General features: G+C 72.0%; 25 protein-coding genes. 11 read left to right on the forward strand and 14 right to left on the reverse strand.

What is annotated here, in order from left to right:
• Positions 1–77: 77 nt before the first annotated feature.
• The 3 genes from ntrC to dusB are packed head-to-tail and all read right to left on the reverse strand — an operon-like array spanning position 78 to position 3,756.
• A complete protein-coding gene (gene ntrC, locus ACESM1_RS23285) occupies positions 78–1,544 on the reverse strand; it encodes a nitrogen regulation protein NR(I) (protein WP_372623608.1) in 1,467 nt (488 codons plus the stop codon).
• Positions 1,541–2,686, reverse strand: coding sequence for a two-component system sensor histidine kinase NtrB (locus tag ACESM1_RS23290; RefSeq protein WP_372623609.1), 1,146 nt, complete (start codon positions 2,684–2,686; stop codon positions 1,541–1,543). Before ACESM1_RS23290 ends, ntrC begins: the two co-directional genes overlap by 4 nt.
• Entirely contained in the window at positions 2,683–3,756 is a 1,074-nt protein-coding gene (gene dusB / locus ACESM1_RS23295; protein WP_372623647.1) for a tRNA dihydrouridine synthase DusB, read from the reverse strand. Before dusB ends, ACESM1_RS23290 begins: the two co-directional genes overlap by 4 nt.
• 150 nt (positions 3,757–3,906) lie before the next feature.
• Here dusB and ACESM1_RS23300 point away from each other — a divergent pair, with 150 nt between their 5' ends.
• Positions 3,907–5,052 (forward strand): bifunctional 2-C-methyl-D-erythritol 4-phosphate cytidylyltransferase/2-C-methyl-D-erythritol 2,4-cyclodiphosphate synthase, encoded by a 1,146-nt coding sequence (locus tag ACESM1_RS23300; RefSeq protein ID WP_372623610.1) that lies wholly within the window; start codon positions 3,907–3,909, stop codon positions 5,050–5,052.
• A 4-nt stretch (positions 5,053–5,056) separates the two neighbouring features.
• On the opposite strand, the gene ACESM1_RS23305 is transcribed toward ACESM1_RS23300, so the two are convergent.
• Positions 5,057–5,866, reverse strand: coding sequence for an acyltransferase (locus tag ACESM1_RS23305; protein WP_372623611.1), 810 nt, complete (start codon positions 5,864–5,866; stop codon positions 5,057–5,059).
• 193 nt (positions 5,867–6,059) lie between these two features.
• Here ACESM1_RS23305 and trkA point away from each other — a divergent pair, with 193 nt between their 5' ends.
• From trkA to ACESM1_RS23325, 4 genes are read left to right on the forward strand one after another with little or no spacing between them, the layout of a single operon-like run.
• The gene (gene trkA / locus ACESM1_RS23310) at positions 6,060–7,457 is read left to right on the forward strand and encodes a Trk system potassium transporter TrkA (RefSeq protein ID WP_372623612.1); all 1,398 of its coding nucleotides are present in this window, start codon (positions 6,060–6,062) and stop codon (positions 7,455–7,457) included.
• The gene (locus tag ACESM1_RS23315) at positions 7,454–8,950 is read left to right on the forward strand and encodes a TrkH family potassium uptake protein (protein WP_372623613.1); all 1,497 of its coding nucleotides are present in this window, start codon (positions 7,454–7,456) and stop codon (positions 8,948–8,950) included. The genes trkA and ACESM1_RS23315 overlap by 4 nt, the downstream gene beginning before the upstream one ends.
• A 3-nt stretch (positions 8,951–8,953) precedes the next feature.
• Positions 8,954–10,786, forward strand: coding sequence for an SLC13 family permease (locus tag ACESM1_RS23320; RefSeq protein WP_372623614.1), 1,833 nt, complete (start codon positions 8,954–8,956; stop codon positions 10,784–10,786).
• Positions 10,787–10,793: 7 nt separating this feature from the next.
• Positions 10,794–11,474 carry a Crp/Fnr family transcriptional regulator gene (locus ACESM1_RS23325; RefSeq protein WP_372623615.1) on the forward strand — a complete coding sequence of 227 codons (681 nt, stop codon included), beginning with the start codon at positions 10,794–10,796 and terminating at the stop codon, positions 11,472–11,474.
• 133 nt (positions 11,475–11,607) lie between these two features.
• Here ACESM1_RS23325 and ACESM1_RS23330 read toward each other — a convergent pair whose 3' ends face one another.
• From ACESM1_RS23330 to ACESM1_RS23340, 3 genes are all read right to left on the reverse strand, one after another.
• On the reverse strand, positions 11,608–12,357 hold the full coding sequence (locus ACESM1_RS23330; protein WP_372623616.1) for a SapC family protein: 750 nt from the start codon (positions 12,355–12,357) through the stop codon (positions 11,608–11,610).
• A gap of 105 nt (positions 12,358–12,462) precedes the next feature.
• On the reverse strand, positions 12,463–13,311 hold the full coding sequence (locus tag ACESM1_RS23335) for an HpcH/HpaI aldolase/citrate lyase family protein (protein WP_372623617.1): 849 nt from the start codon (positions 13,309–13,311) through the stop codon (positions 12,463–12,465).
• The gene (locus tag ACESM1_RS23340) at positions 13,308–14,552 is read right to left on the reverse strand and encodes a CaiB/BaiF CoA transferase family protein (RefSeq protein WP_372623618.1); all 1,245 of its coding nucleotides are present in this window, start codon (positions 14,550–14,552) and stop codon (positions 13,308–13,310) included. The genes ACESM1_RS23335 and ACESM1_RS23340 overlap by 4 nt, the downstream gene beginning before the upstream one ends.
• 100 nt (positions 14,553–14,652) lie before the next feature.
• On the opposite strand from ACESM1_RS23340, the gene ACESM1_RS23345 reads away from it, so the two are divergent.
• Genes ACESM1_RS23345 through ACESM1_RS23355 form a run of 3 tightly spaced genes read left to right on the forward strand, consistent with a single transcriptional unit; the run spans position 14,653 to position 18,220 of the window.
• Complete coding sequence (locus ACESM1_RS23345) at positions 14,653–15,579, forward strand: polysaccharide deacetylase family protein (RefSeq protein WP_372623619.1); 927 nt, start codon at positions 14,653–14,655, stop codon at positions 15,577–15,579.
• 5 nt (positions 15,580–15,584) lie between these two features.
• Positions 15,585–16,298 (forward strand): cysteine hydrolase family protein, encoded by a 714-nt coding sequence (locus ACESM1_RS23350; protein WP_372623620.1) that lies wholly within the window; start codon positions 15,585–15,587, stop codon positions 16,296–16,298.
• Positions 16,298–18,220 (forward strand): CHASE2 domain-containing protein, encoded by a 1,923-nt coding sequence (locus tag ACESM1_RS23355; RefSeq protein WP_372623621.1) that lies wholly within the window; start codon positions 16,298–16,300, stop codon positions 18,218–18,220. The genes ACESM1_RS23350 and ACESM1_RS23355 overlap by 1 nt, the downstream gene beginning before the upstream one ends.
• Here the strand turns inward: ACESM1_RS23355 and ACESM1_RS23360 are convergent.
• The 7 genes from ACESM1_RS23360 to rpmH form a co-directional block, all read right to left on the reverse strand.
• Positions 18,213–18,833: a FecR domain-containing protein gene (locus ACESM1_RS23360; protein ID WP_372623622.1), complete on the reverse strand. Its 621-nt coding sequence runs from the start codon at positions 18,831–18,833 to the stop codon at positions 18,213–18,215. The two genes, ACESM1_RS23355 and ACESM1_RS23360, sit on opposite strands and share 8 nt — an antisense overlap.
• A gap of 61 nt (positions 18,834–18,894) precedes the next feature.
• Positions 18,895–19,779, reverse strand: coding sequence for an acetylglutamate kinase (gene argB / locus ACESM1_RS23365; protein ID WP_372623623.1), 885 nt, complete (start codon positions 19,777–19,779; stop codon positions 18,895–18,897).
• A 58-nt stretch (positions 19,780–19,837) separates the two neighbouring features.
• Positions 19,838–20,509: a ribosome biogenesis GTP-binding protein YihA/YsxC gene (yihA, locus tag ACESM1_RS23370; protein ID WP_372623624.1), complete on the reverse strand. Its 672-nt coding sequence runs from the start codon at positions 20,507–20,509 to the stop codon at positions 19,838–19,840.
• Positions 20,506–22,332, reverse strand: a complete 1,827-nt coding sequence (yidC, locus tag ACESM1_RS23375) for a membrane protein insertase YidC (protein ID WP_372623625.1) — start codon at positions 22,330–22,332, stop codon at positions 20,506–20,508. Before yidC ends, yihA begins: the two co-directional genes overlap by 4 nt.
• Positions 22,332–22,601, reverse strand: coding sequence for a membrane protein insertion efficiency factor YidD (yidD, locus tag ACESM1_RS23380; protein ID WP_372623626.1), 270 nt, complete (start codon positions 22,599–22,601; stop codon positions 22,332–22,334). Before yidD ends, yidC begins: the two co-directional genes overlap by 1 nt.
• On the reverse strand, positions 22,598–22,996 hold the full coding sequence (gene rnpA, locus ACESM1_RS23385) for a ribonuclease P protein component (protein WP_372623627.1): 399 nt from the start codon (positions 22,994–22,996) through the stop codon (positions 22,598–22,600). Before rnpA ends, yidD begins: the two co-directional genes overlap by 4 nt.
• A gap of 25 nt (positions 22,997–23,021) precedes the next feature.
• Entirely contained in the window at positions 23,022–23,156 is a 135-nt protein-coding gene (gene rpmH / locus ACESM1_RS23390) for a 50S ribosomal protein L34 (protein ID WP_109870839.1), read from the reverse strand.
• Positions 23,157–23,427: 271 nt separating this feature from the next.
• Here rpmH and ACESM1_RS23395 point away from each other — a divergent pair, with 271 nt between their 5' ends.
• The 3 genes from ACESM1_RS23395 to ACESM1_RS23405 all read left to right on the forward strand — a co-directional run bounded on the left by ACESM1_RS23395 (position 23,428) and on the right by ACESM1_RS23405 (position 26,828).
• A complete protein-coding gene (locus ACESM1_RS23395) occupies positions 23,428–24,852 on the forward strand; it encodes a dihydrolipoyl dehydrogenase family protein (protein WP_372623628.1) in 1,425 nt (474 codons plus the stop codon).
• 66 nt (positions 24,853–24,918) lie between these two features.
• On the forward strand, positions 24,919–25,713 hold the full coding sequence (locus tag ACESM1_RS23400; protein WP_372623629.1) for a 3-hydroxybutyrate dehydrogenase: 795 nt from the start codon (positions 24,919–24,921) through the stop codon (positions 25,711–25,713).
• Positions 25,710–26,828 (forward strand): patatin-like phospholipase family protein, encoded by a 1,119-nt coding sequence (locus tag ACESM1_RS23405; RefSeq protein WP_372623630.1) that lies wholly within the window; start codon positions 25,710–25,712, stop codon positions 26,826–26,828. Before ACESM1_RS23400 ends, ACESM1_RS23405 begins: the two co-directional genes overlap by 4 nt.
• The last annotated feature ends 16 nt before the right edge of the window (positions 26,829–26,844 follow it).

Below are 26,844 nucleotides of genomic sequence, written 5' to 3' on the forward strand. Positions count from 1 at the left end.
GCCGGGCGAAGGGCGGGTGCCGGCTCCGGCTCGGAGACCGTCTCCGCCCGTGCCGCGCGATCGTCGTACTCACGCCCTCACGGCAGCCCCCGCACCACCGGCAGGTCCAGCTCCCGCAGCTTCTTGCGCAGCGTGTTGCGGTTCAGCCCGAGCATGGCCGCGGCCTTGATCTGGTTGCCGCGCGTCGCGCTCAGCGCCAGGCGCAGCAGCGGCCGCTCCACCTCCGCCAGCACGCGGTCATAGAGGTCGCGGATCGGCATGCCGTCCCGGTGCGCCGCCATGAAGCCCGCGAGGTGGCGCTCCACCGACTGTTCCAGCGTCTCCGGCGCGCGCGGCGCCTCGTCGGAGGCCGGGGCGGCCTCCGCAAGCTCGGCGGCCACCGCATCGGCGCCGATGATCTCCTGCGGGTAGAGTGCCGCCAGCCGGCGCATCAGGTTTTCCAGCTCGCGCGCATTGCCGGGCCAGGGGTGGCCCTTCAGCCGCTCCATCCCGCCCTGGTCGAGCTGCTTGGCCGGCAGCCCGGCGGCGCGGGCGCGTTCCAGGAAGTGCCGCGCGAGCAGCGGGATGTCCTCCACCCGCTCGCGCAGCGGCGGCAGGCGGATCGGCACCACGTTCAGGCGGTAGAACAGGTCCTCCCGGAACATGCCGCCGCGGATCGCCTGACGGAGGTCCCGGTGGGTGGCGGCGACGATGCGGACATTGGCCTTGATCGGCTGGCGGCCGCCCACGGTGGTGAACTCACCCTCCTGCAGCACGCGCAGAAGGCGGGTCTGCGCCTCGGGCGGCATGTCGCCGATCTCGTCGAGGAACAGGGTGCCGCCGGCGGCCTGCTCGAAGCGCCCGACCCCGCGGTTGAGCGCGCCGGTGAAGGCGCCGCGCTCATGGCCGAACAGCTCGCTCTCGATCAGTTCGCGCGGGATGGCGGCCATGTTGATGGCGACGAAGGGCCCGCTGCGGCGACGGCCATAGTCATGCAGCGCGCGCGCCACCAGCTCCTTCCCCGTCCCGCTCTCGCCGGTGATCATCACGGTGAGGTCGGTGGTCGTGAGGCGGGCGACGGTGCGGTAGATCTCCTGCATCGCCGGGCTGCGGCCGACCAGCGGCAGGCGCTCCTCCGGCTCCTCGGCTTCGGGCGCGGCGCTGGAGCTGGGCGCGGCCAGAGCACGGCCGACCACGGCCAGCAGCTCCTTCAGGTCGAAGGGCTTGGGCAGGTAGTCGAAGGCGCCGCGCTGTGTTGCCTTCAGCGCGGTGGAGAAGGTGGACTGCGCGCTCATCACCACAACGCGCAATTCCGGCCGGATGCGGCGGATGCGCGGCACCAAGTCGAGCCCGTTCTCGTCCGGCATGATCACGTCGGTGATCACCAGATCCCCCTCCCCGTCCTCCACCCAGCGCCACAGCGTGGCGGCCGAGGAGGTGGCACGGACGTGGTAGCCGGCGCGGCCGAGCGCCTGGCTCAGCACGGTGCGGATGGCGCGGTCGTCATCCGCCACCAGGACGGTGCGCGTGGTGGCCGAGGCCGGTGGGGCGGCAACGTCACTCATGGCGTGGCTCCGGGGTCGGCGCGTCGGGGAGGCATGGGAAGCGACAGGCGGAAGACGGTGCGGCCGGGCCGGCTGTCGCATTCGATCAGCCCGCCCTGGTCGGTGACGAGCTTGGCGACCAGCGCCAGGCCCAGCCCCTGCCCGCCGCGCTTGGTGGTGACGAAGGGCTCGAACAGCGTCGCGCGCACCTCTTCGGGGATGCCCGGCCCGTTGTCGCGCACCTGCACCTGCAGGGGCAGGTGGACGCGCTCCGAGCTGCCGGGCACCGCGATCCGCACGCCGTGATGATAGGCGGTGATGAGCTGGATCTCGCCTTCGCGCGGGTCCACCGCCTCGGCGGCGTTCTTCACCAGGTTGAGCAGAACCTGCACCAGCAGGTCGCGATTGCCCCAGACCGGCGGCAGCGAGGGGTCGTATTCCTGCACGATGCGCAGCTGCGCCGCGAAGCCCGTGAGCGCGATGCGTCGCACATGATCCAGCACTTCGTGGATGTTGACCTCCTGCCGCTCCACCGGGCGTTCGGAGAACATGTCCATCCGCTCGACCAGGTTCTTGATCCGGTCGGCCTCGTCCTGGATCAGCAGGCAGAGCTCGCGATCCCCTTCGCTCGCACCCTGCTCCAGCAGCTGCGCGGCGCCGCGGATGCCGGAGAGTGGGTTCTTCACCTCATGGGCCAGCATCGCCGCCATGGCGGATGCGCCACGCGCCGCGCCGCGGAAGTTGAGCTGCCGGTCCAGCATCTGCGCAGTGGAGGCGTCCTGCAGCGTCAGCACCACGCCGCCTTCGAGCTCCGGCAGCGGCGCGCCCTGGGCGCCGACGCCGAAGCGACGGAGCCTCGGGCTTTCAAGCGAGAGATCGTGGTCGGAAACCGGCGCCTCGTAGCGGCGCACCTGGTCGAGCAGGCTGAACAGCCGGTTGTCGGGAAGCAGCAGGTCGCGCAGCGAGAGCATGGCGAGGGAGGCGGCGGAGATCTGGAAGAACAGCTCGGCGGCGGGGTTGGCGAAGTGGAACCGGTCCTCGCCGTCGAGCACCACCGCCGCGACCGGCAGCGCGCCCAGCACGGCGGTGGCCTCCGGCGGCAGCGGCGAGGCGGCCGGCTGCGGCGGCGCGATGCGCCGGCGGGCGAGCAGGCCGGCCTTCATGCGGCCATCAGCCCATCGGCGCCCGCGGCCTCCTTGACGGGCCGCTCACGCGTCACCCCGCGCTCGACCAGCGGTTCGTAGAAACCGCGGATGAGGCGGGTCACCGCGTCGGCATCGTCCAGCCGGTTCACCTCTGCGCGGAACTCCGCCGAACCCGGCAGGCCCTTCGAGTACCAGGCGACATGCTTTCGCGCGAGCCGCATGCCCGGATCGCGGCCGTGATGCGCCAGCATCGCCTCGTAGTGCGCGAGCAGCGTGGCGAGCTGCTCGGCCAGCTCCGGTTCGGCCACCGGCGCGCCGCTGGCGAGGGATTCGGCCACCAGCCGCGGCAGCCAGGGCCGGCCATAGGCGCCGCGGCCGATCATCACCCCATCGGCGCCGGATTGCCGCAGCGCCTCCGCCGCGTCCTCCGGCCCGAGGATATCGCCGTTGACGATGACGGGAATGCGCACCGCCTGCTTTACCTGGCGCACGAAGGCCCAGTCCGCGGTGCCGGTGTAGAACATCTGCCGCGTGCGGCCATGCACGGTGACCAGGCGGATACCGCATTCCTCGGCGATCTTCGCCAGCCGAGGAGCATTCAGGCTCTTGTGGTCCCAGCCCATGCGCATCTTGAGCGTGACGGGCACGGAAACCGCCTTCACCGTCGCTTCCAGGATGCGCGCTGCGGCGATCTCGTCGCGCATCAGCGCCGACCCGGCGGATTGGCCGAGTGCCACCTTCTTCACCGGGCAGCCGAAATTGATGTCCACGATGGCGGCGCCCCGATCCACCACCAGCCGCGCCGCCTCCGCCATCACCGCCGGATCGCAGCCGGCAAGCTGCACCGAGGAGGGCGCGCCGAACCCGTCGACCTCCGCCATCTTCAGCGTGTTGCGGTTCTCCCGCACCATCGCGTTGGAGGCGATCATCTCGGACACCACGAGCCCGGTGCCGAGGCCGCGGGCGAGCCGGCGGAAGGGAAGGTCGGTGACGCCCGACATCGGCGCCAGGATCACCGGCGTCTCGATGCGCGCGCCGCCGAGGTCGAGCGGACGCAGCGGCGGGATCGCCGGCTTGGACGGAGACATGCTCATGATTTAGGCGATCTAACGATGAACGGGCGTCTCGGCAATCGTGAGTATCCTCCCGTGGGAGCATTTGCCATTTTTTCCGGCAGGCGCCCTGGCCACGCAGGGCCCCCTCCCGCGGCGCGACGGCCCCGCCTAGCATGGGGCGCGATGAGAACCGTGGCATTGCTTGTGGCGGCCGGGCGCGGCGCGCGCTTCGGGGGCGAACTCGCCAAGCAGTACCTCCCCCTGCTCGGCCGCCCCGTGCTGCGTCACGCGGCCGAGGCGCTGCTGCGCGAGGGTGGCGTGGCGGCGATCCAGCCGATCGCCCCGCCGGGCGAGGAAGCGGCGCTCGCCGCGCTGCTGGAGGGCCTGCCGATCCTCCCCCCGGTCGCCGGCGGCGCCACCCGCCAGGCCAGCGTGCTGGCCGGGCTGGCGGCGCTGGAAGCCGATCCGCCCGATTGCGTGCTGGTGCACGACGCCGCCCGCCCGGTGATCCCCCCCGGCACCGTCCCTGCCCTGCTCGCCGCGCTGGCGGAGGCGCCGGGCGCCATCCCCGCCATGCCGGTCTCCGACACGCTGAAGCGCAGCGAGGGCGGGCGGATTGTCGGGACCGTCCCCCGCGCCGGCCTGTTCCGCGCCCAGACACCGCAGGCCTTCCGCTTCGCCCCGCTGCTCGCCACCCATCGGGCGGGTCCGGCCGAGGCCACCGACGACGCGCAGTTGCTGGAGGCGGCGGGGCTTCCCGTGGCGCTGGTGGCCGGGCACGACAGCAACGTGAAGATCACCTGGCCCGAGGACCTCGCCCGGGTGGAGGCCGCCATGCTCGCAACCATGATCCCGCGCACCGGCACCGGCTTCGACGTGCACCGCATTGCCGAGGGCCGGCCGATGGTGCTGTGCGGCGTGGTGGTCCCCTTCCCCTTCGGCCTCGATGGACATTCGGACGCCGATGTCGGCATCCATGCGCTGTGCGATGCGATCTACGGCGCGCTGGCCGAGGGTGATATCGGCCGCTGGTTTCCGCCCTCCGAGGCGCAGTGGAAGGATGCCGACAGCGCCCGCTTCCTGCGCCACGCGGCCTCCCGCATCGCCGCGCGGGGCGGCGTGCTGGCGAATGCCGATGTGACGCTGATCTGCGAGCGGCCGAAGATCACGCCGCACGCCACCGCGATGCGCGAAAGACTTGCGGAACTGCTGGGCGCCCCATTCGACCGCGTCTCGGTCAAGGCCACGACCACCGAGCGACTCGGCTTCGCCGGCCGCGGCGAGGGCATCGCCGCGCAGGCTGCGGCGACGGTGCTCGTGCCGGCGTGACGCCTCATCCCCCCGGCAGGTCGCGCAGCATCGCCTCGATCTGCGCCGCGGTCGGTCTGGACTGGCGGGTCCAGGTGACGCCCTCGCGGATCACCCGCGCCGGCACGCCGGCAACCATGGTGCGCGCGGGGACCTCGCGCGTTACCACCGCGCGGCCAGCGACGATCGCGCCGGCGCCGATCCGCACGCCCTTCATCACCAGCGCATCCTGACCGAGCCAGACATGCGGCCCGATCAGCACCGGCCGCGGTGCGTTCACCTGCCTGCGGCTGGCAATGTCGATGACTGCATGCGAATCCGATGTGCGAAGCGCGGTGCCGACCGCGAACATCGCGTCATCGCCGACCAGGATGGCGCTTTCCGGCCCCTCGGCGAGGAAGCTCGTGAGGTTGGAGGTCGCGCCATGGCCGATCAGCACCAGGCAACGATCACCGCGGAAGGTGCTGCGAAGATGGAACGGAACCGCCCCGCCCTCCCCGGCCGCCGCCAGCAGGCTGCCGGCCCCGGTGGCAGCGACCTCCCCAGCCAGCCGCGCTGCAGGGCCGAGCAGCAACGTGAAGTCACGCGCCCGGGCAAGATCCAGGGTCAGCCGCTGCACCGGCGTCGCTGCGTCCAGCAGAACCCGGCAGCCCGGCCCGGGCGCAGTGCGCAGCCGGATGCCCAGCGTCTCCAACGTAGCTGCGTTGGCCGCCTCGATCGGTATCTCGCGCGGGGCCGCGAGTGCAGGCGCGCTCCAGCCCTGCCCCGGCGTCAGTGCCGCCGGCCAGGCCGGATGCGCGTGCAGCAACTCGGCCCCCTGCGTCCCCCCGGACATGTCGCCTCCCGCCGTCGCGCCGCGACCATCCCGCGCGGCAAGGCCGCGACGATCCCGCGCGGCAAGGCCGCGACGATCCCGCGCGGCAAGGCCGCGACGTGCCGCGCCTGCCCAGTCATCGTCAAGGCATCCCGCTTGCGGCGCAGCGCCTGGCTGTGCAGCATCCCGCCCCCCCCCGGGAGAGCATGGCGGCATGAGGGTTATCGTCTGCGGCGCCGGCCAGGTCGGCTCGACCATCGCGCGCCACCTCGCCGGCGAGCGAATCGACGTGACGGTGATCGACAACTCGCCCGAACAGGCGCGCCGCGCCGACGAAAGCTATGACGTGCGCGGCATGGTCGGCCACGCCTCCCACCCTGAAGTGCTGGAACGCGCCGGCGCGCGGGATGCCGACATGCTGATCGCGGTGACGCGCTCGGACGAGGTGAACATGGTGGCCTGCCAGGTCGCCTACTCGCTGTTCGGCGTGAAGCGCCGGATCGCGCGGGTGCGCCACGCCGGCTACCTGGAGCCGATCTGGCGCGGCCTCTACGCCGACAACCAGCTGCCGATCGACGTCATCATCTCGCCCGAGGTCGAGGTGGCGCGCGGCATCGCGCGAAGGCTGCGCACGCCCGGCGCCTTCGACATGGTGCCGCTGGCCGGCGGGCGCGTGCAGCTGCTCGGCATCCACTGCACCGAAGCCACCTGCCCGGTGGCGGGGATGCGCTTCCGCGACCTGCCGGACCGCCTGCCGGATTGCGGCTTCGTCGCGGTGGCGATCCTGCGGGAGGGCCGCGCCTTCGTCCCGCGCGGCGAGGACCAGGTGCGCTGCGGCGACGACGTCTATGTCGTGACCGAACCCGCCGCGGTGGACCGTGTGATGGCTGCCTTCGGCCATGCCGAGCGCATCGCGCGCCGCGTGCTGCTGGTCGGCGGCGGCAATGTCGGGCTGCATCTGGCGCAGATGCTTGCAACGGAGGCGCCGCAGGTCATGCTCAAGCTAATCGAGCATGGCCGCGAGCGCGCCGATTACGTGGCGCGCGAACTCGGCGCCGGCGCCGTCGTGCTGCACGGCGATGCGCTCGACGCCGAGGTGCTGGAGGAGGCGAATGTCGCCGCCGCGGAGACCGTGGTTGCCGTCACCAATGACGACGAGACCAACATCTTCGCCTCGCTGCTGGCCAAGCGCGCCGGCTGCGGGCGCGTGGTCACGCTGGTGAACAAGGCTTCCTACCAGCCGATGCTGCCCTGGATGGGCATCGACACAGTGGTGAGCCCGAGCGCCATCACCATCTCCTCCATCCTGCGCCATGTCCGCCATCGCGCGGTTGCCGCGGTCTATACGCTGCGCGAGGATTTCGGCGAGGTTATCGAGGCGGAGGCGCAGAAGGGCTCGCCGCTGGTCGCCGCGCCGCTGCGCAGCGTCGGCATGCCGGCGGGGATGCTGGTCGGTGCGCTGGTGCGCGCGGGAGAGGTGATCATCCCCAATGGCGAGACGCTGGTGCAGCCCGGCGACCGGGTGATCGCGGTCGTCTCCTACAATGCGCTGCACGCGGCGGAGGAGATGATCGCCGGCGAGCCTTCAGCGCCGGCGGCCTCGCCCGCATGAGTGCTGCCGCCGGTGCGCGGCGCACCGCCTGGTCGCCGCCGCAGCTGCGGCCGGTGCTGTACCTCGTCTCCGGCATGCTGCTGGCACTCGGCGCGCTGATGCTGCTGCCGATGGCGGTGGACCTCTGGGCCGGGCACCGGGACTGGCAGGTCTTCGCGGCTTCGAGCCTGCTCACGCTGGTGCTTGGCGGCGCGCTGTTCCGCGCCACTCGCTGCCGGCTCGCCGGCGGGCTCACCTTGCGCCAGGCCTTCGTGCTGACGCCCTTGTGCTGGACCGCGATCGCCGCGGTCGCCGCGGTGCCGTTCTACCTCTCGGCGCATCCGGGGCTCGGCGGCCACGCCGCGAATGCCGCCTTCGAGGCGATGTCGGGCCTGACCACCACGGGCTCGACGGTGGTGACGGGGCTCGCTGGCGCGCCTCCGGGCATCCTGCTGTGGCGGGCGCTGCTGCAATGGATCGGCGGCATCGGCATCATCGCCACCGCCATCGCCATCCTGCCCGCGCTCGGCGTCGGCGGGATGCAGCTGTTCCGCACCGAATCCTCCGACCGGTCGGAGAAGGCGATGCCGCGGGTGCGGCAGATCGCGGCCCGGATCTCGGCGGTCTATCTCGTGCTGACGCTGCTCTGCGCCGCCGCCTATTTCGCCGCCGGGATGACCGCCTTCGACGCGGTGGCGCATGCGCTGACCACCATCTCCACGGCCGGCTTCTCCACCTCCGACGGCTCGCTCGGCAACTGGGACAATGCGGCCATCCACTGGATCGCGATCCTGGGCATGCTGGCCGGCGCGGTGCCCTTCGTCCTCTATGTCCGGCTGCTGCAGGGCGAGCGCGACAGCCTGCGCGATGCCCAGGTGATCACATTGCTGGCCTTCCTGGCGGTGGTGATCGCGGGACTCACCGCAACCCTCGTCGCCGGCGGGCGCTACGGGCTGGGCGACGCCCTGCGACATGCCGCCTTCAACGTCGTGTCCGTGGTCACCACCACCGGCTATGCGACCACCGACTACCTGCTTTGGGGCAATGCCGCGGCGGGGCTGTTCTTCGGCCTGACCTTCATCGGCGGGTGCACGGGCTCGACCACCGGGGGAATGAAGATCTTCCGCTTCCAGGTGATGGCGGCAATGCTGCGCGTGCAGTTCCTGCGGCTGGTGTTCCCGCGTGGCGTCTTCCCGCGCGCCTATGCCGGGCGCGTGCTGCCGGATGACGTAGTGGGCTCGGTCGTCGTGTTCTTCTCGCTCTACTTCGTCTGCTACGGGATGCTGACCATCGCGCTGATGGCGCTCGACCTCGACTTCGCCACCAGCGCATCGGCGGCGGTGACCGCGCTGTCCAATGTCGGCCCCGGGATCGGCGAGGTGATCGGCCCCGCCGGCAATTTCGCGCCGCTGCCGGATCTCGCGAAATGGCTGCTCTGCTTCGCCATGCTGCTCGGCCGGCTGGAGCTGTTCACCGTGCTGGTGCTGTTCATGCCGCGCTTCTGGCGCGGATAAGGCATGGACCGCGACCAGGCCACCATCCTTGCCATCCTGGCGGCGGCGCTCGTCATGTTCGTCTGGGGGCGCTGGCGGCACGACATGGTGGCGATGGGTGCGCTGCTCGCCGCCGTTGCCGTCGGGCTGGTGCCGGCAGCGGATGCCTTCGCCGGGTTCGCCCATCCGGCGGTGATCACGGTGGCCTGCGTGCTGGTGCTGAGCAGCGGGCTGCAATCCACCGGCGCGGTGGATGCGCTGAGCCGCGTGTCGCTGCCGCGCGCCGGCGCGCCGCTGCTGACGGTCGGCGCGCTGACCGCGCTCGCCGCGCTGCTCTCCGCCTTCATGAACAATGTCGGCGCGCTGGCACTGCTGATGCCGGTGGCGCTGCAGGCGGCCGAACGGGAGAAGCTGCCACCCGGACGGGTGCTGATGCCGCTCGCCTTCGGTTCGATCCTCGGCGGCATGACCACGCTGATCGGCACCCCGCCCAATCTCATCGTGTCCGCCTTCCGCACCGAGATCGCGGGCAGCGGCTTCGCGATGTTCGACTTCGCGCCGGTCGGCATGGCGGTGGCCGGCAGTGGCGTGTTGTTCGTCGTGTTCGCCGGGCGCTGGCTGGTGCCGGCACGCAGGGGCGCCGGGACCGAAGGCTTCGAGACCGGCGCCTACCTCACCGAGTTGCGCGTGAAGGACGACAGCAAGGCCGACGGCAAGTCCGTCCGCGAGGTCGAGGATGCGCTCGAGGAGCACGACGCGCAGGTGATCGGCCTGGTGCGCGACGAGGTGCGCATCACCGCGCCGCTGGCCTACCAGCAGGTGCGCGCCGGCGACATCCTGGTGGTGGAGGCCGGTCCCGAGGCGCTGGCCGCCACCATCGCGGCACTCGGACTGGTGCTGGAGGAGGATGTGCGCGAGGCGGACGGGAAGGAAGCCGCCGACCAGAAGCCGGCGAGGCCGAAGGAGGCCGCCCCCTCCGGCCGCGAGGCACTGCAATCGGAAGAGCTGGCGCTGGTCGAGCTCGCCGTGCTGCCCGGCGCCGCCATCGCCGGCCGCTCGGCCACCGGCATCCGCTTGCGCGACCGCTACGCCATCAACCTGCTGGCGGTCTCACGCCAGGGCCGCCGCTCCGTCTCCCGGCTGCGCACCACGGCGATTCGTGCCGGCGACGTGTTGCTGGTGCAGGGCCCGCCGGCGGCGATCAGCGAATTCGCCGCGCTGTTCGGCTGCGTGCCGCTGGCCGGCCGCGCGCTTCGCATCCCGCAGGCGCGGCAGGCCTGGACGGCCGCGGGGATCATGGCCGCCGCCATCGCCGCGGCCGCCTCCGGCCTGACCAGCTCCGCCGTCGCCTTCGCCGGTGGGGTGCTGGCGGCGATGGCGCTGCGCATCGTGCCACCGCGCGGCGTCTATCAGGCGGTGGACTGGACGGTGATCGTGCTGCTCGGCGCGCTGATCCCGGTGGCCGGCGCGATGGAGACCACCGGCGCCGCCGCGCTGCTGGCCGGGCTGCTGCTGGAGCACCTGGCCGGCGGCAATGTCCTGCTGGCGCTCGCCCTGGTGATGATGGTGACGATGACGCTCTCGGATGCCATCAACAACGCGGCCACCGCCGCAGTGATGTGCCCGATCGCGCTGCAGGCGGCGCAGCTGCTTCAGGTCAGCGCCGATCCCTTCCTGATGGCGGTGGCCGTCGGCGCCGCCTGCGCCTTCCTCACGCCGATCGGGCACCAGAACAACACGCTGATCCTCGGTCCCGGCGGCTTCCGCTTCGGCGACTACTGGCGGCTCGGCCTGCCGCTGGAGGTGCTGGTGGTGGCGGTGGCGCTGCCGATGCTGCTGCTGGTCTGGCCGCCGTGACGCGCGCATGCTGCGCGGCGTGCCCGATCCCGAAACCAGGCGGCTGCTCGGCCGCCTCCCCTTCCTCGCCGGCGTCCCGGATGCGGCTCTGGACCGCCTGGCGGAGGCCGCGCGGCCGGTGCGCCACGCCGCCGGTGCGCAGATCTTTCGCCGCGGTGATCCGGGCGAGGGAATGCTGATCATCCTCGATGGCCTGGTGCGGCTGCACCTGGCCGCCGCGTCCGGGCGCGAGCTGACGCTTGGCCTCGCCGGGCCGGGCGAGCCGGTCGGCGAGATCGCGCTGATCGATGGCGGCCCGCGCAGCGCCGACGCCACCGCGCTGACCCCGGTGCGCGCGCTGGTGCTGCGCCATGCGGATGCCGCCGCGATCATTGCCGGCGATGCGGCGGTGGCCGGCGCGTTGCTGCGCACGCTGGCCGCAAGGCTGCGGCGCACCACCGACCAGACCGAGGCGGTCGGCCTGCGCGGCCTGCCGGAGCGCGTGGCGCTGGCGCTGCTGCAACTGGCGGCCGCCGACCCCTCCGGGCTGGTGCGGCTCTCGCAGGGGCAGATCGCCGCGCTGGTCGCGGCCACGCGGCCCAAGGTCAATGCCGTGCTGGCGGAGTTCCGCGAGCGCGGTCTGGTCGAGCCCGCCCGCGCCGGGCTCAGGCTGCGCGACCCCGAGGGGCTGCGCGCGCTGGCCGGCTAGACCCGAGCTGCCCGAACTGTGTCCGGGCAGCTCGGGTCCAGCCCTTTCGAGCCGGCGATTCACGCCCTGGCGTGCCCGTCTGCGGCGTGCACACCCAGGGCGATCGCGGGCTGAGCGTCAGCAGCGGCTCATCTCAGGCCGCGGCCGGTGCGGGTGACGCGCCCTCCTTCGGCATGCGTTCGAGCATGTCCTGGAAGTGGCGCAGCGAGGCGAGGTGGAGATAGGTGCATTCCAGCTCGTCCTTGGCGACCATGTCGGCCAGCACGTCGGCCGGCAGCGTCTTCAGCTTCGCCCGGTCCACCGCCATGAAGCCCGACAGCGAGCGCTGCTCGCCGCCCGGCAGGGTGAACTGCGCCTGCATCGGCTGCAGCAGCTTCAACTCCTGCAGGCGCTTGCAGTAGGCCTGGGTGCGTCGGAAGCGCGTCTGGTAGTCCTGCAGGAAGCCGAGCACGGTCTTGAGGTACTGCGTCTGCGCGCCATCGGCATCGAACAGCCTCTCGCCGCGGCCGGCCTGGTTGCAGCCGGCGAAGGTCTCGTCGATGTTCAGCGTGAAGGTCTTCCCCTCGGCATCCTGCGAGAAGACGAAGGGATAACGGCGGACGAAGGCGGGGATGTAGCGGCCGCGCCACCTGCCCTCGGCGTCCACATGAAGGTTCTCGTTGCTGCGCGCCCCGAGGATCACGGCCGGGAACACCGTGTCCTCGCTGCCGGCGAAGACCACCGGGTATTCCGCCGTCGCCTGGGCGAACTCGACCGCCGTGACCGGGACTGAGTTGACCTCGGCGGCGAAGGCGTAGCTCTCGCCGGTCTTCACCGACCAGTCCTTGTGGCGCTGGAAGTTCACCGGAACGACACTCCGGTAGAAGAGCTGCTGCGTGCTCACTGGCTGGGTTCCCTGGTTTGGCCGCCGTGGCGCCATCCTGGGTTGCCGGCGGCGCCCGCGTCAACGCGCACGGCGATTACGGCGCGTCTTGCCTGCTTCGCGGCGTCAGCCTGGCGGCTCGCCCGCCTGCGCCAGGATGCGGCGGGCGCGGATCAGGATCGGCTCGTCCACCATCCGCCCATCCACGGTGAAGCTGCCGCGCCCCTCTCGCGCCGCTGCCTCGGCCGCGGCCAGCTGGCGTCGGGCAAGATCGAGTTCCGCTTCGGAAGGCGCGAAACCCTCGTTCAGGATCGGCACCAGCGCCGGGTGGATGCAGGTGGCGCCGAGCAGGCCGGCGCGCTTCGACCGCGCCACCACCTCCCGCACCTTCGCCGCCTCGCGGTAATCGGCGACGGTGCCGAGCGTGCCGAAGGGCGCGATGCCGGCCGCATGCGCCGCCACGATCATCTGCCGCTTGGCCAGTATGATGGTCTCGTCGTCCGCCGCGGCGTTGCATTCGGCGGCGAGGTCCTCGGCGCCGATCAGCAGCCCGGCGAGCAACGGCGAGGCGCGGGCAATCTCCGGCAGCTTCGGGATGGCGGCGGCGGTTTCCGCCATGGCGACGACGCACATCGGGCGCGGCGCCTCCGCCAGCATCTCGGCGGCCAACGCGACATGCTCGGGCCCGAGCACCTTGGTCAGCAGGATGCCATCGGCGCCGGCTGCGATGGCGGCCTCGATATCGGGCACCGCAACGCGCAACGGCCGGTTCACCCGCACCAGCACGTCGGACCCGCCGGCGCGCGCGGCCGGCACCGCCCCGGCCAGCGCGGCGCGGGCCTCCGCCTTGCGGTCGGCGGGGACGGAATCCTCGACATCCAGCACGACCGCATCCGCACCGGCGGAAGGCGCCTTGGACACGAAGCGCGGCACATTGGCCGGCACGTAGAGCATGGAGCGCCAGATGCGCCTCATTGCGCGGCACCTTCCAGGATCACACCGGCTTCGCGCAGCCGCCCGTACTCCGCCGCGCCGAGCAGCGGGCGGAGGATCGCCGCGCTGTGCTCGCCGAGACGCGGCGCCGGGTTGCGCAGGATGCCGGGCGTTGCCGAGAGGCGCGGCACCTCGCCATGCATCGGCAGCACGCCGCCCGGCATGTCGGGATCTGGCACCTCGATCAGCGCCTCGCGCCCCGCGACATAGGCATCGGCGTCGAGGTCGCGCACATCCATGATGGGGCCGATCGTCACGCCGTCGCGGTCGAACTGCGCGAGCGCCTCCGCCATCCTCATCCGGCCCACCGCTTCGCCCACCACCGCGTCCAGCTCCTCGATGTGCTGCAGGCGATCGGGGTTGCTGCGGAAGCGCGGGTCCTCGGCCAGTTCGGGCCGCCCGATGCTGCGCATCAGCCGCACGAAGACTGCCTGCGTCGAGGTGGACAGCGCCACCCAGCCGCCGTCCTTCGTCCGGTATGCGTTGCGCGGCGCAGTGTTGGTGCTGCGGCTGCCGGTGCGCGGCTTGGGCTTCCCGGTCAGGCGGAAATTCGCCATCTGCGGCTCTAGCACGGCGAACATCGGCTCGAACAGCGACAGGTCCACCACCTGCCCCTGCCCCGTCCGCTGCGCGTGGTGCAGCGCGATCATGGCGGCGGAGGCACCGTAGAGGCCGGCATAGGCGTCCGCCATGAACATCGGCGGCAGCACCGGCTCGCGGTCGGCAAAGCCGTTCATCGCGGCGAAGCCGGCATAGCCCTCCACCAGCGTGCCGAAGCCCGGCTTGTGGCGATACGGCCCGGTCTGCCCCCAGCCGGAGACCCGCACGATGACCAGCCGCGGATTGGCGGCGAGCAGGTCATCGGGGGCGAGGCCCATCTCCTCCAGCACGCCGGGGCGGAAGCTCTCGACGAACAGCGCGGCGTCACGCGCCAGGCTGCGGACGATCCCCACGCCCTCGGCTGCGCGCAGGTCGAGGCAGATGCTGCGCTTGTTGCGGCACCAGGTCTTCCAGCTGGTCTCGACGCCCTTCACCTTCCAGGCGCGCAGGCTGTCGCCGGCGGGGGGTTCGACCTTCATCACCTCGGCGCCGTGGTCGGCCAGCACCTTCGTCAGCATGTTCCCGGCGACGAGGCGCGACAGGTCCACGACGCGCAACCCGTCCAGCGCGCCGCGCGCCTCCGGCTCGAACTCCCGTTGCCGCAACCGCGCGCGATCAGCCATGCGCCGCCACCCTCCTGCGGCGCGTCTTGCCGGCCGCCACCTTACGTGGACAAGCTATGGGCCGTAGCCCGAACGGGTCAACGCCAGGGGGAGAACGAGCATGGCCTGGGAAATGCGGCGCGACTTCGTCGGCTATGGCGGGCAGTGGCCGGATCCGCGCTGGCCGGACGGCGCGCGGGTCGCGGTCAATTTCGTGCTGAACTACGAGGAAGGCTCGGAGCCCTCGGTGCAGGATGGCGAGGGGTTCAGCGAGACCAACCTGAGCGAGGCGCATGGCCGCAACCAGATCGCGCGCGGCCGCGACCTGGCGGCGGAGAGCCTGTTCGAATACGGCAGCCGGGTTGGCGCCTGGCGGGTGCTGCGCATCTTCGAGGAACGCGACCTGCCGATGACCATCTTCGCCTGCGCCCAGGCGCTGGAGCGCAACCAGCCGATGGCCGAGGCGATCGGCCAGTCCGGCCACGATATCTGCGGCCATGGCTGGCGCTGGGTGAAGCACTTCGAGCTGGAGGAGGCGGAGGAGCGCGAACACATCGCGCGCGCCATCGCCTCCCTCATCCGCACCACGGGCCGTGCGCCGGAAGGCTGGTACTGCCGCTACGGACCGAGCGTGAACACGCGCCGCCTGCTGATGGAGCACGATTGCTTCCTCTACGACAGCGACCATTACGGCGACGAGCTGCCCTTCTGGATGACGGTGGAAGGCAAGCCGCGGCTGATCGTGCCCTACACGCTGACGACGAACGACACCAAGTTCCACGGCAACCTCGGCAACTCCGACCAGTGGTTCGGCTTCTGCCGCGACCATTTCGACCTGCTGTGGGAGGAGGCCGTCTCTGCCGGGCCGCGCATGATGTCGATCGGCCTGCATGCCCGCATCATCGGCCATCCGGCGCGCGCGGTGGCGCTGATCCGGCTGCTCGACCACATGTCCAAGCGCGGCGGCGTCTGGTTCGCGCGGCGCAGCGAGATCGCGCGCCACTGGATGACGCACCACCCCTATCCCGGCAGGGGGTTGAACGAGTAGCGCGCATGCGCACCGCGCCCTGGGACCGATTCCTGACCGAAGCCGACCGTGCCGTGTTGGCGCGCGGCCGCTTCGGTCGGCGCATGGGCTTCGGAAAGTGGCCGGCGCTGCTGGTGATCGATGCGCAGCGCTACATGCTTGGCCCCGAGGGCGAGGGCGAGCACGAGGCCTGGCCTTCCTCCTGCGGCATGGCCGGGCGTGCCGCGCTGGCCGAGATCCTGCGGCTGGTCCGCGCGGCGCACGGGGCCGGCGTGCCCTGCATCTTCACCCGCTTCGAGCTCGCGGCCGATGGCAGCGATGCCGGCGTCTATGCGCTGAAGCGCGACCTGCTGCGAAGCCCGAACTGGTGCCTGGCCGGCACGCCGGGCGCGGAGCTGGCGCCGGAGCTGCGCCCCGGGTCGCGCGACCTGGTGCTGGTGAAGCACAAGCCCTCTGCCTTCCACGGCACGAACCTGCTCGGCCAGCTGATCGCGCGCGGCGTTGACACGGTGATCGTCGCCGGTGGCGCGACCAGCAACTGCGTGCAGGCCACGGTGTTCGACGCGGCATCTTACAACCTGCGCGCCATCGTCCCCCAGGAGGCGGTGTTCGACCGCATCCCCGTCAGCCACGCCATCGCGCTGTTCGACATGGACCGGCAATTTGCCGATGTGTTGCCAGCGGCCGAGGTGCTGGCCTGGCTCGCCACGCTGCAGGCCGGGGAGAGCGCAGCCCCCTGATGCGCAGGACCGGCCGCCCCGCCGCCTGCATCGCGTTGCTCGCCACGCTGCTGCTGGCGGCAATCTGGGTCGCCTCGCCCGGCGGCCTGCGCGAGGTGCTGCGCGAGCGCGCGGCGGACCTGCTGCACCGCGGGCCGGCCGATGCCGGTGCCGTCGCGGTGGTGGATATCGACCGCGCGGCATTGCTGCGGGTCGGCCCCTGGCCCTGGAGCCGCGCCAGCCTCGCCGCGCTGCTGCGCGCGGTGGCGGAGGCCCGGCCGGCTGCAATCGCGCTCGACATCCTGCTGGCGGAGCCCGACCGGCTTTCCCCAGCCGCGCTGGCGCGGCGCCTGGCGGAGGCGACGGGGCGCGCGGAGATCGCGGATCTGGCGGCGGCGCTGGAGGATGGTGATGCGGCGCTGGCCGCCGCGATCGGCGCCACGCCCGTCGCGCTCGGATTCGTGCTGGAGACGCGCGCCACGGAGGATGCGCCGCCGAGCGTGCCGCTGCTGGTTCAGGGTGTCGTGCGATTGCCGGGGATCTGGCAGGCGCCCGGCCTGCAAGGCCCCCTGCCCGCGCTGGCCGAGGCGGCGGCCGGGCTCGGCCTGCTCGCGCTCGACGCCGATGCGGATGGCCGGGTGCGCCGCGTGCCGCTGCTCGCCCTGGTGGGCGACGCCGCGCGCCCGGGCCTGGCGCTGGAGGCGCTGCGGCTGCGCGAGCGCGCCGGCGCACTGCTGCTCCTCGCCGATCCGCCGCGGCTGGTGGTGGGGGGGCATGGGGTGCCGCTCGACGCCACCGCCACCCTGCGCCTGCCGCCCAGCCCGCCGGAGACCTGGCCGGCGCGCACCGTCTCCGCCGCCGCGCTGCTCACCGATCCTGCCGCGCAGGCATCCCGGCTCGCCGGCCGGATCGTCCTGCTCGGCGGCAGCGCGCCGGAGCTCGGCGGGCTGCGCCCGGCGGCGGGCGGGACACCCGTTCCATCAGTGCAACTGCAGGCCGATGCCGTGGCGGCGCTGCTGCATGGCGGCGCGCCGATCCGCCCGGACTGGCTGGCTTCGGCCGAGGTGGCAGGTGCGGTGCTGCTGGCGTTCGTCGCGGCAGCCGCCGCGCTGCGGCTGCGCCCGCGCAACGCCGCGCTGCTGGCGTGCGCGGTCGTGCTGGTCTGGGTCGCCGCGGCCTGGCTGGCGCTGCGGGCCGGCCTGCTGCTCGACCCCGCTGGCCCGCCGGCGGTGGCAGGGCTGGCCTATGCCGTGGCCGCGCTGCTCGCCTTCGCCGAAGCCGAGCGCCGCGCGCGGGCGATGCGCACCCGCTTCGAGCAGCGGCTCGCGCCCGACATCGTCCGCCGCATCGCGGCAGCGCCGGAGGCGGTGCGCCTCGGCGGCGAGACGCGCGAGATCACCGCGCTGTTCACCGATATCGAGGGCTTCACCGCGATGACCGAGCGGGCCGCGCCGACGGAACTGGTCGCGCTGCTCGACGCCTACCTCGACGCGATGACGCGCATTGTCGTCTCGCATGGCGGCATGGTCGAGAAGATCGTGGGCGATGCGGTGCACGCCGTGTTCAACGCGCCGCTCGACCTCTCCGACCACCCGCGGCGCGCGTTGGACTGCGCACGGGCGCTGCTGGCCGCGGCCGAGGCGCAGCGCGCGACGCCGCTCGGCCAACGCCTCGGGCTCGGCCGCACGCGGATCGGCATCGAGACCGGGCCGGCGGTGGTGGGCGATGTCGGCGGCAGCGGCCGGCTGGACTACACGGCGCATGGCGACGTGATGAACACCGCCGCGCGGCTGGAGGCGGCGAACAAGCAGCTCGGCACCAGCATCTGCGTCGGGCCGGTCGCCGCCGCACGCATCGGGGTGGACCGGCTGGTGCCGCTCGGCGCGCATGCCGTGCGTGGGCGCGGCGTGGCGCTGGACCTCTACACGGTGACGGTCACCTGACCGAGGCCAGCGCCGCTGCGATGCGCGGCGTGCCCCAGCGGACCGGCGGCGTCGGTGCGGCTCCCGGTTCGCGGATGTCGGCGCCGAAGCCGGGCAGGATCTCCACCGCCTGGTCGGCGTTCGCCAGCAGCACCGCGCCGCGCTCCACGAAGACGCCGAACACGCCGTTGCTCGGCCCGGCGAAGAAGCGCGTGCCGCGCACCGCGATCAGGCCGAAGGGGCCGCGCACAGCAAGCCCCGGTGGCGTGCCGTCGCGCGCCTCGCGGTCCACCAGCATCGCCCCACGCTCCAGCACCAGCGTGCCGCCGACGCGCGCGAGGAAGCGGTCGATGCGCAGGCGCACCGCAGCGCCGAGCCGGATCTCCATCGCCTCGGCGAGACGCAAGGTGAGTCGCGATTCCTCCGCGGTCGTGACCACGTCACCGTCGAAGACCGGCGCCGCGGGGACGAGATCCCGCCGCCTGCCGGCGGCTTCCGCCAGCGCGCTGCCGCGCAGTTCCTCGACGCGGCCGATCCCGCTTCGCTGCGCGCGCACCGCGGGCGCCGGCAGCAGCGCCGCCAGCCAGAGCAGCGCGCGGCGGCCGCCGGGCCCGAAACCAAGCAAAGCAGTCATCCCGCCGCCTCCCTCTCCGCCACCGGCGCCGTCTCCGGCCCGGCGAACAGCGCGTCCCGCGTCAGGGCTTGATCAGCGTGCCCGCGCCGCCATCGGTGAACAGCTCCACCAGCACCGCATGCGGTACTCGGCCGTCGAGGATCACCGCACCCTTCACGCCGCGCTCCACCGCGTACATGCAGGTCTCGACCTTCGGGATCATGCCGCCCGAGATCCAGCCATCGGCGATGCCCTGCTTCACCTCGCCGACCGTCATTTCCGGGATCAGCTTGCCATCGGGGCCGAGCACGCCGCGCACATCGGTCAGCATCAGCAGCCGCTCGGCCGCCAGCGCGCCGGCGATCGCGCCCGCCACGGTGTCGGCGTTGATGTTGTAGGTCTGCCCGTCCTGGCCCACGCCCACGGGTGCCACCACCGGCACGATATCGGCGCCGATCAGCAGCCGCAGCACGCGCGGGTCCACGCTCTCCGGCTCGCCGACGAAGCCGAGGTCGAGCAGCTTCTCGATGTTGCTGTCGGGGTCGCGGTAAGTGCGCGTCAACTTGCGCGCGCGCACCAGCCCGCCATCCTTGCCGGAGATGCCGACCGCCATGGCGCCGGCCCGCGTGATCGCCTCGGCCACCTGCTTGTTGACCGGGCCGGCGAGGACCATCTCGACCACGTCCAGCATCTCGGCGTCGGTGACGCGAAGGCCCTGCACGAAGGTGGACTTCACGTTCAGCCGCTTGAGCATGGCGTTGATCTGCGGCCCGCCGCCATGCACCACCACGGGGTTGACGCCGACCTGCTCCAGCAGCGCGATGTCGCGGCCGAAGCGCAGCGCCGTCTCCTCCTCGCCCATCGCGTGGCCGCCGTACTTCACCACCACGATCTGGTCGTCGTAGCGCTTCAGGAAGGGCAGCGCGCCGGCGAGGATCGCCATCTGGTCGAGCGCGTCGTCGGTCATGGGTCGGCCGTTTCCCGGGACAGGGGCGGAGGCGTGTTGCGACCGGTCGCGCCCGGGGTCAAGAGGCCGCGAGGGCGGCAATCTCGGCGCGCAGCTCGGGGATGCCCTCGCCGGTCTCGCTGCTGGTGACGATGACGAGCGGGTGGGCGGCGGTGCGCTTGCGCGCGATCGCCTGCACCTCCTCCAGCCGCTTCTCCAGCTGCGCCGGCTTCACGCTGTCCGACTTGGTCAGCACCAGCTGGTAGGCGACGGCCGCCTCGCCCAGCAGGTCCATCGCGGCGCGGTCGGCGGGCTTGGTCTCGACGCGGGCATCCATCAGCAGCAGCACGCGGCGAAGCGAGGGACGGCCGCGCAGGAAGTCGAACATCAGCCCCTGCCAATCGGCCTTCACCTGCTTCGAGGCCTGCGCGTAGCCGTAGCCCGGCATGTCCACCAGCGTCAGCGCGCCCTCGCCCAGGTCGAAGAAGTTGAGCTGGCGCGTGCGGCCCGGCGTGTGGCTGACGCGCGCCAGCGCCTTCTGGCCGGTCAGCGCGTTCATCAGCGATGACTTGCCGACATTGGAGCGGCCGCAGAGCGCCACTTCCGGCACCTCGGTCACCGGCGGCAGCTGGTCGATCCGCTGGGCGGCGAAGAAGAAGCGGCAAGGCTGGGCGAACAGCAGGCGCCCGGCCTCGATCAGCGCGGCGCGTTCCTGGTCGTCCTTCGCCTCCAGCAGGCCGCCGGCGGTCACCCCTTCTTGGCCTTGGCCGGTTTCGGCGGCGCCACGGCGGTGCCGGGCGTCCCCTGGCGCTGCCGGTCCATGCGCATGATGTACCATTGCTGGGCGATGGAGAGCAGGTTGTTCCAGGTCCAGTAGATCACCAGGCCGGCCGGGAAGCTGGCCAGCATGAAGGTGAAGATCAGCGGCATCCAGGCGAAGATCTTGGCCTGGATCGGGTCGGGCGGCGTCGGGTTCAGCTTGAACTGCAGGAACATCGTGATGCCCATCAGGATCGCCCAGACAGGCATGTGGAACAGCGAGGACCACTGCATCGGGTCGAAGGGCAGCAGGCCGAACAGGTTGAACAGGTTGGTCGGATCGGGCGCCGAGAGGTCGTGGATCCAGCCGAAGAACGGCGCGTGCCGCATCTCGATGGTGACGAACAGTACCTTGTAGAGCGCGAAGAAGACCGGGATCTGGATCAGGATCGGCAGGCAGCCGGAGGCCGGGTTGACCTTCTCGCTGCGATACAGCGCCATCATCTCGGCCTGCGCCTTGGTGGGATCGTCCTTGTACCGCTCCCGGATCTCGGTCATCTTGGGCGCGAGCACCTTCATGCGCGCCATCGACTTGTAGGCCTTGTTGGCCAGCGGGAAGAACAGGATCTTCAGCAGCAGCGTGAAGACGATGATCGCCACGCCGAAATTGCCGAAGGTCACGCCCAGGAAGTGCAGCACGTGGAAGAACGGCTTTGTCAGGAAGTAGAACCAGCCGAAATCCACCGCCTTGTCGAAATCGGTGATGTCGTAGCGCTCGGCATAGGCGTCGAGCAGGTTCACTTCCTTCGCGCCGGCGAACAGCCGCGTCCCCAGCCCGGCCTCGGCGCCCGGCGGCACGGTGATCGCGCCCTGCGGGGCGATATCCACCTGCCAGCGATCCTGCCCGGCATCGGAGACGTGGCGGTAGGCGGTGCGGACGGCGGTGGACTGGTCCTCCGGCATCAGCGCGGTGAGCCAGTATTTGTCGGTGAAGCCGGCCCAGCCGCCGGTGCTGTCCTGCTGGAAGGCGGCGCCGTTGCGGCGCTGCGCCTCGTCGCGCGCGTCGGAATAGGTCCATTCATGCAGGCGGCCATCCAGCACGCCGGTGAAGCCCTCGTGCAGGATGAAGAAGCCGGCCGTCTGCGGCGTGCGCTCGCGGCGCACCCGTGCCCAGGGCAGCAGCTGCACCGGCTCTTCGCCGCGGTTCAGCACGGATTGCCGGGCGGTGAGCATGTAGTCGCTGTCGAGTTCGAAGCGGATGCGGAATTCCTGGCCCTGGCCATTGTCCCAGCGCAGCGTGACGGGCTGCCCCGGCGCGAGCGGCCCGCCCTCGGCGGTCCAGTCGGTTTCGGCATCGGGCACCCGGGTGCGGCCATCGGCCGCGGTCCAGCCCCACTGCGCGAAATAGGGGTGGGCGTCGCTGCGCGGCGCCAGCAGCCGCACGGGCGGCGAGCCGGCCTGCACCGTCTCGCGATGATCCTTCAGCACCAGGTCATCGAGGCGCACGCCGCGCAGGCTGAGGCTGCCGGCGACGCGCGGGTTCTCGATCTGCAGGCGCTGCTCCGGCGCGCGGGTCGCCTGTGGCGCGGCGGCCGTGCCGGGAATGGAGGTGCCCGGCGCGGCAACCACGCCACCGGGTGCGGCCGGCACCGGCACGGCGGGCGCGGCGGCGCTCGGCGTCGCGGCCTGCTGCTCGATGCGCTGCTGCTCCAGCCGGCGCTGCTCCGCCTCGCGCTGCGGGCGGTTCCACAGGTCGAACAGCAGCAGGATGCCGATCGAAAGGGCGATCGCCGCGAAGAGGCGCTTCTGGTCCATCACGGAAAGGGTGAGCCTTTCGTCGTCTCGCCGAAGGCGGGCGCAGGTGGAAGCGGCACCGGGTCGTAGCCGCCCGGATGCCAGGGGTTGCAGCGCAGGATGCGGCGGCCGGTCAGCCACGCACCCTTCAGCGCCCCGTGGGTGGCGACTGCCTCCAGCCCGTATTCGCTGCAATGCGGGTAGAAGCGGCAGTTGCAGCCGATGATCGGCCGCAGGGTCAGCTGGTAGGCGCGGATCGCCCCGCGCAGCGCATGCTGCTGGGGCGTCATGGCGCGGCCTGCGTCGTCGGCTCGGCCACGCGCTCCGCAGGCGGCACGCGCTCGGCGAGCGGCACGCCGGCCTGCTTCAGCGCCCCGCGCAGATCGCCGAGCAGGGTGCGGAAGTCACGGTCGGCGGTAGCCTCGCGGCCGATCAGCACCAGCTCGAACCCCTGCACCCGGCCGTCGCCGAGCAGCAGGCGGGCGGCCTCGCGCAGGCGCCGTTTGGTGCGGTTGCGCACCACGGCGTTGCCGATCTTCTTGGTGGCGGTGAACCCGACCCGGAGCGGTTGCCCCGGCGCCGGCAGCGCCTGCAGCACCAGCCCCGGCCGCGCCGCCCGCGCGCCCTTGCCGGCCACGCGCTGGAACTCGCGGCGCTGCGTCAGGCGCGGCGGTCGCGCCGGCATGGCACGTGCCTCGCCTGCCCGGCGCTCAGGCCGAGAGGCGCTTCCGCCCCTTTGCGCGGCGGTTGGCGAGGACCTTGCGGCCGCCGACCGTCTCGCTGCGGGTGCGGAAACCGTGCCGGCGCTTCCGGACGAGCTTCGAAGGCTGATAAGTACGCTTCACGACGACAACTCCCGCGGCCCCTTCGCCATCCCGCCCGCGGGCGCGCCGGCCCGGGCGGCCGGCGATCCGGCCCATCTTCCTGCAAACGGTTCCGCCGGCGGCCCGCGTGAGGAAACCTCAGGCGTACCCCGGCGAAGGTCGCGACGTATAGGGATCGGCTCGCCCCGCCGTCAACCAAGGTCGTCGGCCGCGCCGGCCGCCGGGGCCGCCTCGCGCCGCTGGCCGCCCTTCGGCCCCGGCGTTATGCACCGGCCCGAACCGAGGAGGCAGCATGCCCGATTTCGACCTGGTGGTGATCGGCGCCGGCGCCGCCGGCCTTTCGACAACGGCCCTCTCGGCCGCGCTCGGCCTGAAGGTGGCGCTGGTCGAGCGGGGTGAGATGGGCGGCGACTGCCTGAACTATGGCTGCGTGCCCTCCAAGGCGCTGCTCGCCGCCGCCCATGCCGCCGCCGCCGCCCGCCACGCCGGCCGCCTTGGCATCCGCCTGCCGCCACCCGAGGTCGATTGGGCAGGCGTGCGCGCCCATGTCCGCGGCGCCATCGCGCGGATCGCCCCGACCGACTCGGAGGCCCGCTTCCGCGGCATGGGTGTCGAGGTGATCCGCGCCTCCGCCCATTTCACCGCGCTGGACGAGATCGAGGCAGGCGCCCGGCGCTATACCTTCCGCCGCTGCGTCATCGCCGCCGGCAGCCAACCGGTGGTGCCGGACATCCCCGGGCTCGGCCCGGTGCCGTGGCTGACCAACGAGACGATCTTCGATCTGGAGGAGGCGCCGGACCATCTGCTGATCCTCGGCGGCGGCCCGATCGGGCTGGAGATGGCGCAGGCCCATGCCCGGCTCGGCTGCCAGGTGACGGTGATCGAGGCCGGGCGAATCGCCGGCCGCGACGACCCCGAACTCGTCGAGGGGCTACGCCGTGCCCTGCTGCGCGACGGGATCACCCTGCTGGAAGGCGCGAAGCTCGCGCGGGTGGAGCCGGACCGCCCCGGTCTGGTGGCGCTGCTGGAGGATGGGCGGCGCATCGCCGGCAGCCACCTGCTGCTCGCGGTCGGGCGCACGCCGCGGCTGCGCGGGCTGGACCTCGCCGCCGGACGCATCGAGGCCACCCCGCGCGGCATCGCCACCGATGCGGGGTTGCGCTCGGTCTCCAACCGGCGGGTCTGGGCGGTCGGCGACATTGCCGACCCGCGCGGGATCGGGCCCCGCGCCTTCACTCATGTGGGCTCCCAGCATGCCGGGGTGCTGGCGCGGCGGATGCTGTTCCGCCTGCCGGCGAAGGTGGACTACGCCGCCCTGCCGCGCGTCACCTATACCGATCCGGAGCTGGCCCAGATCGGCATGACGGAGGAGGAGGCCCGCGAGGCAGGCCTCGCCCCCCGCCCCTATCGCTTTCCCCTGCCCGAGACCGACCGCGCGGTGGCCGAAGGCCTGGAGGATGGCCTGGTCAAGCTGGTGGTGAGCCCCAAGGGCCGGCTGCTCGGCGTCGGGGTGCTCGGGCCGCGTGCCGGCGAGATGGCGGGGATGTTCGGGCTGATGATCGGCCGCAAGCTGCCGCTGTCGGCCCTGGCCAGCCTGGTGCTGCCCTATCCGACGTTCGCCGAAGGGGCGAAGCGCGCGGCGGGCGACTTCTACGCGCCGCGGTTGCTTTCATCCTTCTCTAAACGTCTTGTCGGCTTGCTCTGGCGCCTGCCCTGAGCAACCTTTCCGCTTCCGCCGACTTTTGCTGCGGCGCGACAAGACCCAATCCGAGGACGCAAGCACATGGCCAAGACGCTGGACGGCCGCACGGCCCTGGTCACCGGCTCCACCTCCGGCATCGGGCTCGCCATCGCGCTCCGCTTCGCGCAGGAGGGGGCGAAGGTGATGCTGAACGGCTTCGGCCAGCCGGAGGACATCGCCAAGGCCCGCGCCACCGTCGGCGCCGCGATGGGCGTGGCGGAGGCGCCCTATTCGCCCGCCGACATGTCCAGGCCCGACGAGATCCGCGCCATGGTGCAGGCCTGCCAGGCCGCGCTCGGCGGCTGCGACATCCTGGTGAACAATGCCGGCATCCAGCATGTCTCGCCGGTCGAGGACTTCCCCGACGACAAGTGGGACCGGATCATCGCGATCAACCTGGTTTCCAACTTCCACGCCATCAAGGCGGCGCTGCCGGGGATGAAGGCGAAGGGCTGGGGGCGGATCATCAACGTCGCCTCGGCGCACGGCCTGGTCGCGAGCCCCTTCAAGACCGCCTATGTCGCGGCCAAGCACGGGGTGCTGGGGCTGACCAAGTCGGTCGCGCTCGAGGTCGCGCGCAGCGGCGTGACCTGCAATGCGATCTGCCCCGGCTTCGTCCGCACCCCGCTGGCCGAGGCGCAGGTCAAGCCACTGGCCGAGAAGCACGGCGTCAGCGAGGAGGTGGCGCTCACCGACCACCTGCTGGACCGCCAGCCCACGAAGAAATGGGTGGAGGTGGAGGAGATCGCCGAGGCGGCGATGTTCCTGGTCGGCGCCAACAGCGGCTCGATCAACGGCGCGCCGATCTCGGTGGATGGCGGCTGGATCGCGCAGTGATCGAGGACGAGTTCCGCCGGGAAGCGGCGGAGACGCTGGCGAACGGCAACGGCAACGGCGCCGCCCCGCTCTCCCGGCCGGCCGTCGCGAAGCCGGTCGCGCTCAAGCGCCTGAACCTTGCTCTGCAGGGTGGTGGCACGCACGGCGCCTTCACCTGGGGGGTGCTGGAGCGGCTGCTGGAAGATGACCGGCTGGAGTTCGAGGCGGTGTCCGGCACCTCCGCCGGGGCGGTGAACGCGGCGGTCTTCGTGCAGGGACTCTGCGAGGGCGGACGCGCCGGCGCGCGCACCGCGCTGGACCGGATGTGGCGCGACGCCGCGGCGCGGCTCGCCGTGTCGCCGCTGCAGAACACGCCCTGGGAGAAGGCGATCTGGGGCCACGACCTTACCTGGTCGGTCGCCTACCAGACCTTCGAGACGCTGACGCGCATGCTCTCGCCCTACCAGATCAACCCGACGCCGTACGACTTCAATCCGCTGCGCGCCGTGCTGGAAGAGGCGATCGACCACGAGGTGCTGCGCACCGGCAGGGGTCCCAAGCTGTTCATCTCCGCCACCTCCGTCCGCACCGGCAAGCCGCGGGTCTTCACGCGGGAGGAGGTGACGGTGGATGTGGTGCTCGCCTCCGCCTGCCTGCCGCAATTCTTCAAGGCTGTGGAGATCGATGGCGAGCCCTTCTGGGATGGCGGCTATCTCGGCAATCCGGCGCTGTGGCCGCTCTACGAGCAGGGCGGCGCGCCCGACATCGTGCTGGTGCAGCTCAACCCCACGGTACGCGAGGAATTGCCGACCCACCCGACCGAGATCGTCAATCGCCTCAACGAGATCAGCTTCAATGCCTCGTTGATGGCGGAGATGCGCGCGATCGATTTCGTGCAGCGCCTGCTGGATGCCGGAAGGCTGGAACAGCCGCGCTACCGGCGCCTGTTCCTGCATGTCATCGAGGACGAGGAACGCATGCGCCAGTTCAAGCTCTCGACCAAGCTGAACGGCGACTGGGAGTTCCTGTCCAAGCTGAAGCAGTACGGCCGCGACGCGGCGGATGGCTGGCTGGCCGAGCACTTCGACAAGCTCGGCCGCGAGAGCAGCGTGGACCTGCGCGCGCGCTTCCTGTGACGTTCACGTGAGGCAG

The organism is Falsiroseomonas sp., assembly GCF_041690465.1.
In the GTDB taxonomy this organism is placed as follows: Bacteria; Pseudomonadota; Alphaproteobacteria; order Acetobacterales; family Acetobacteraceae; genus Falsiroseomonas.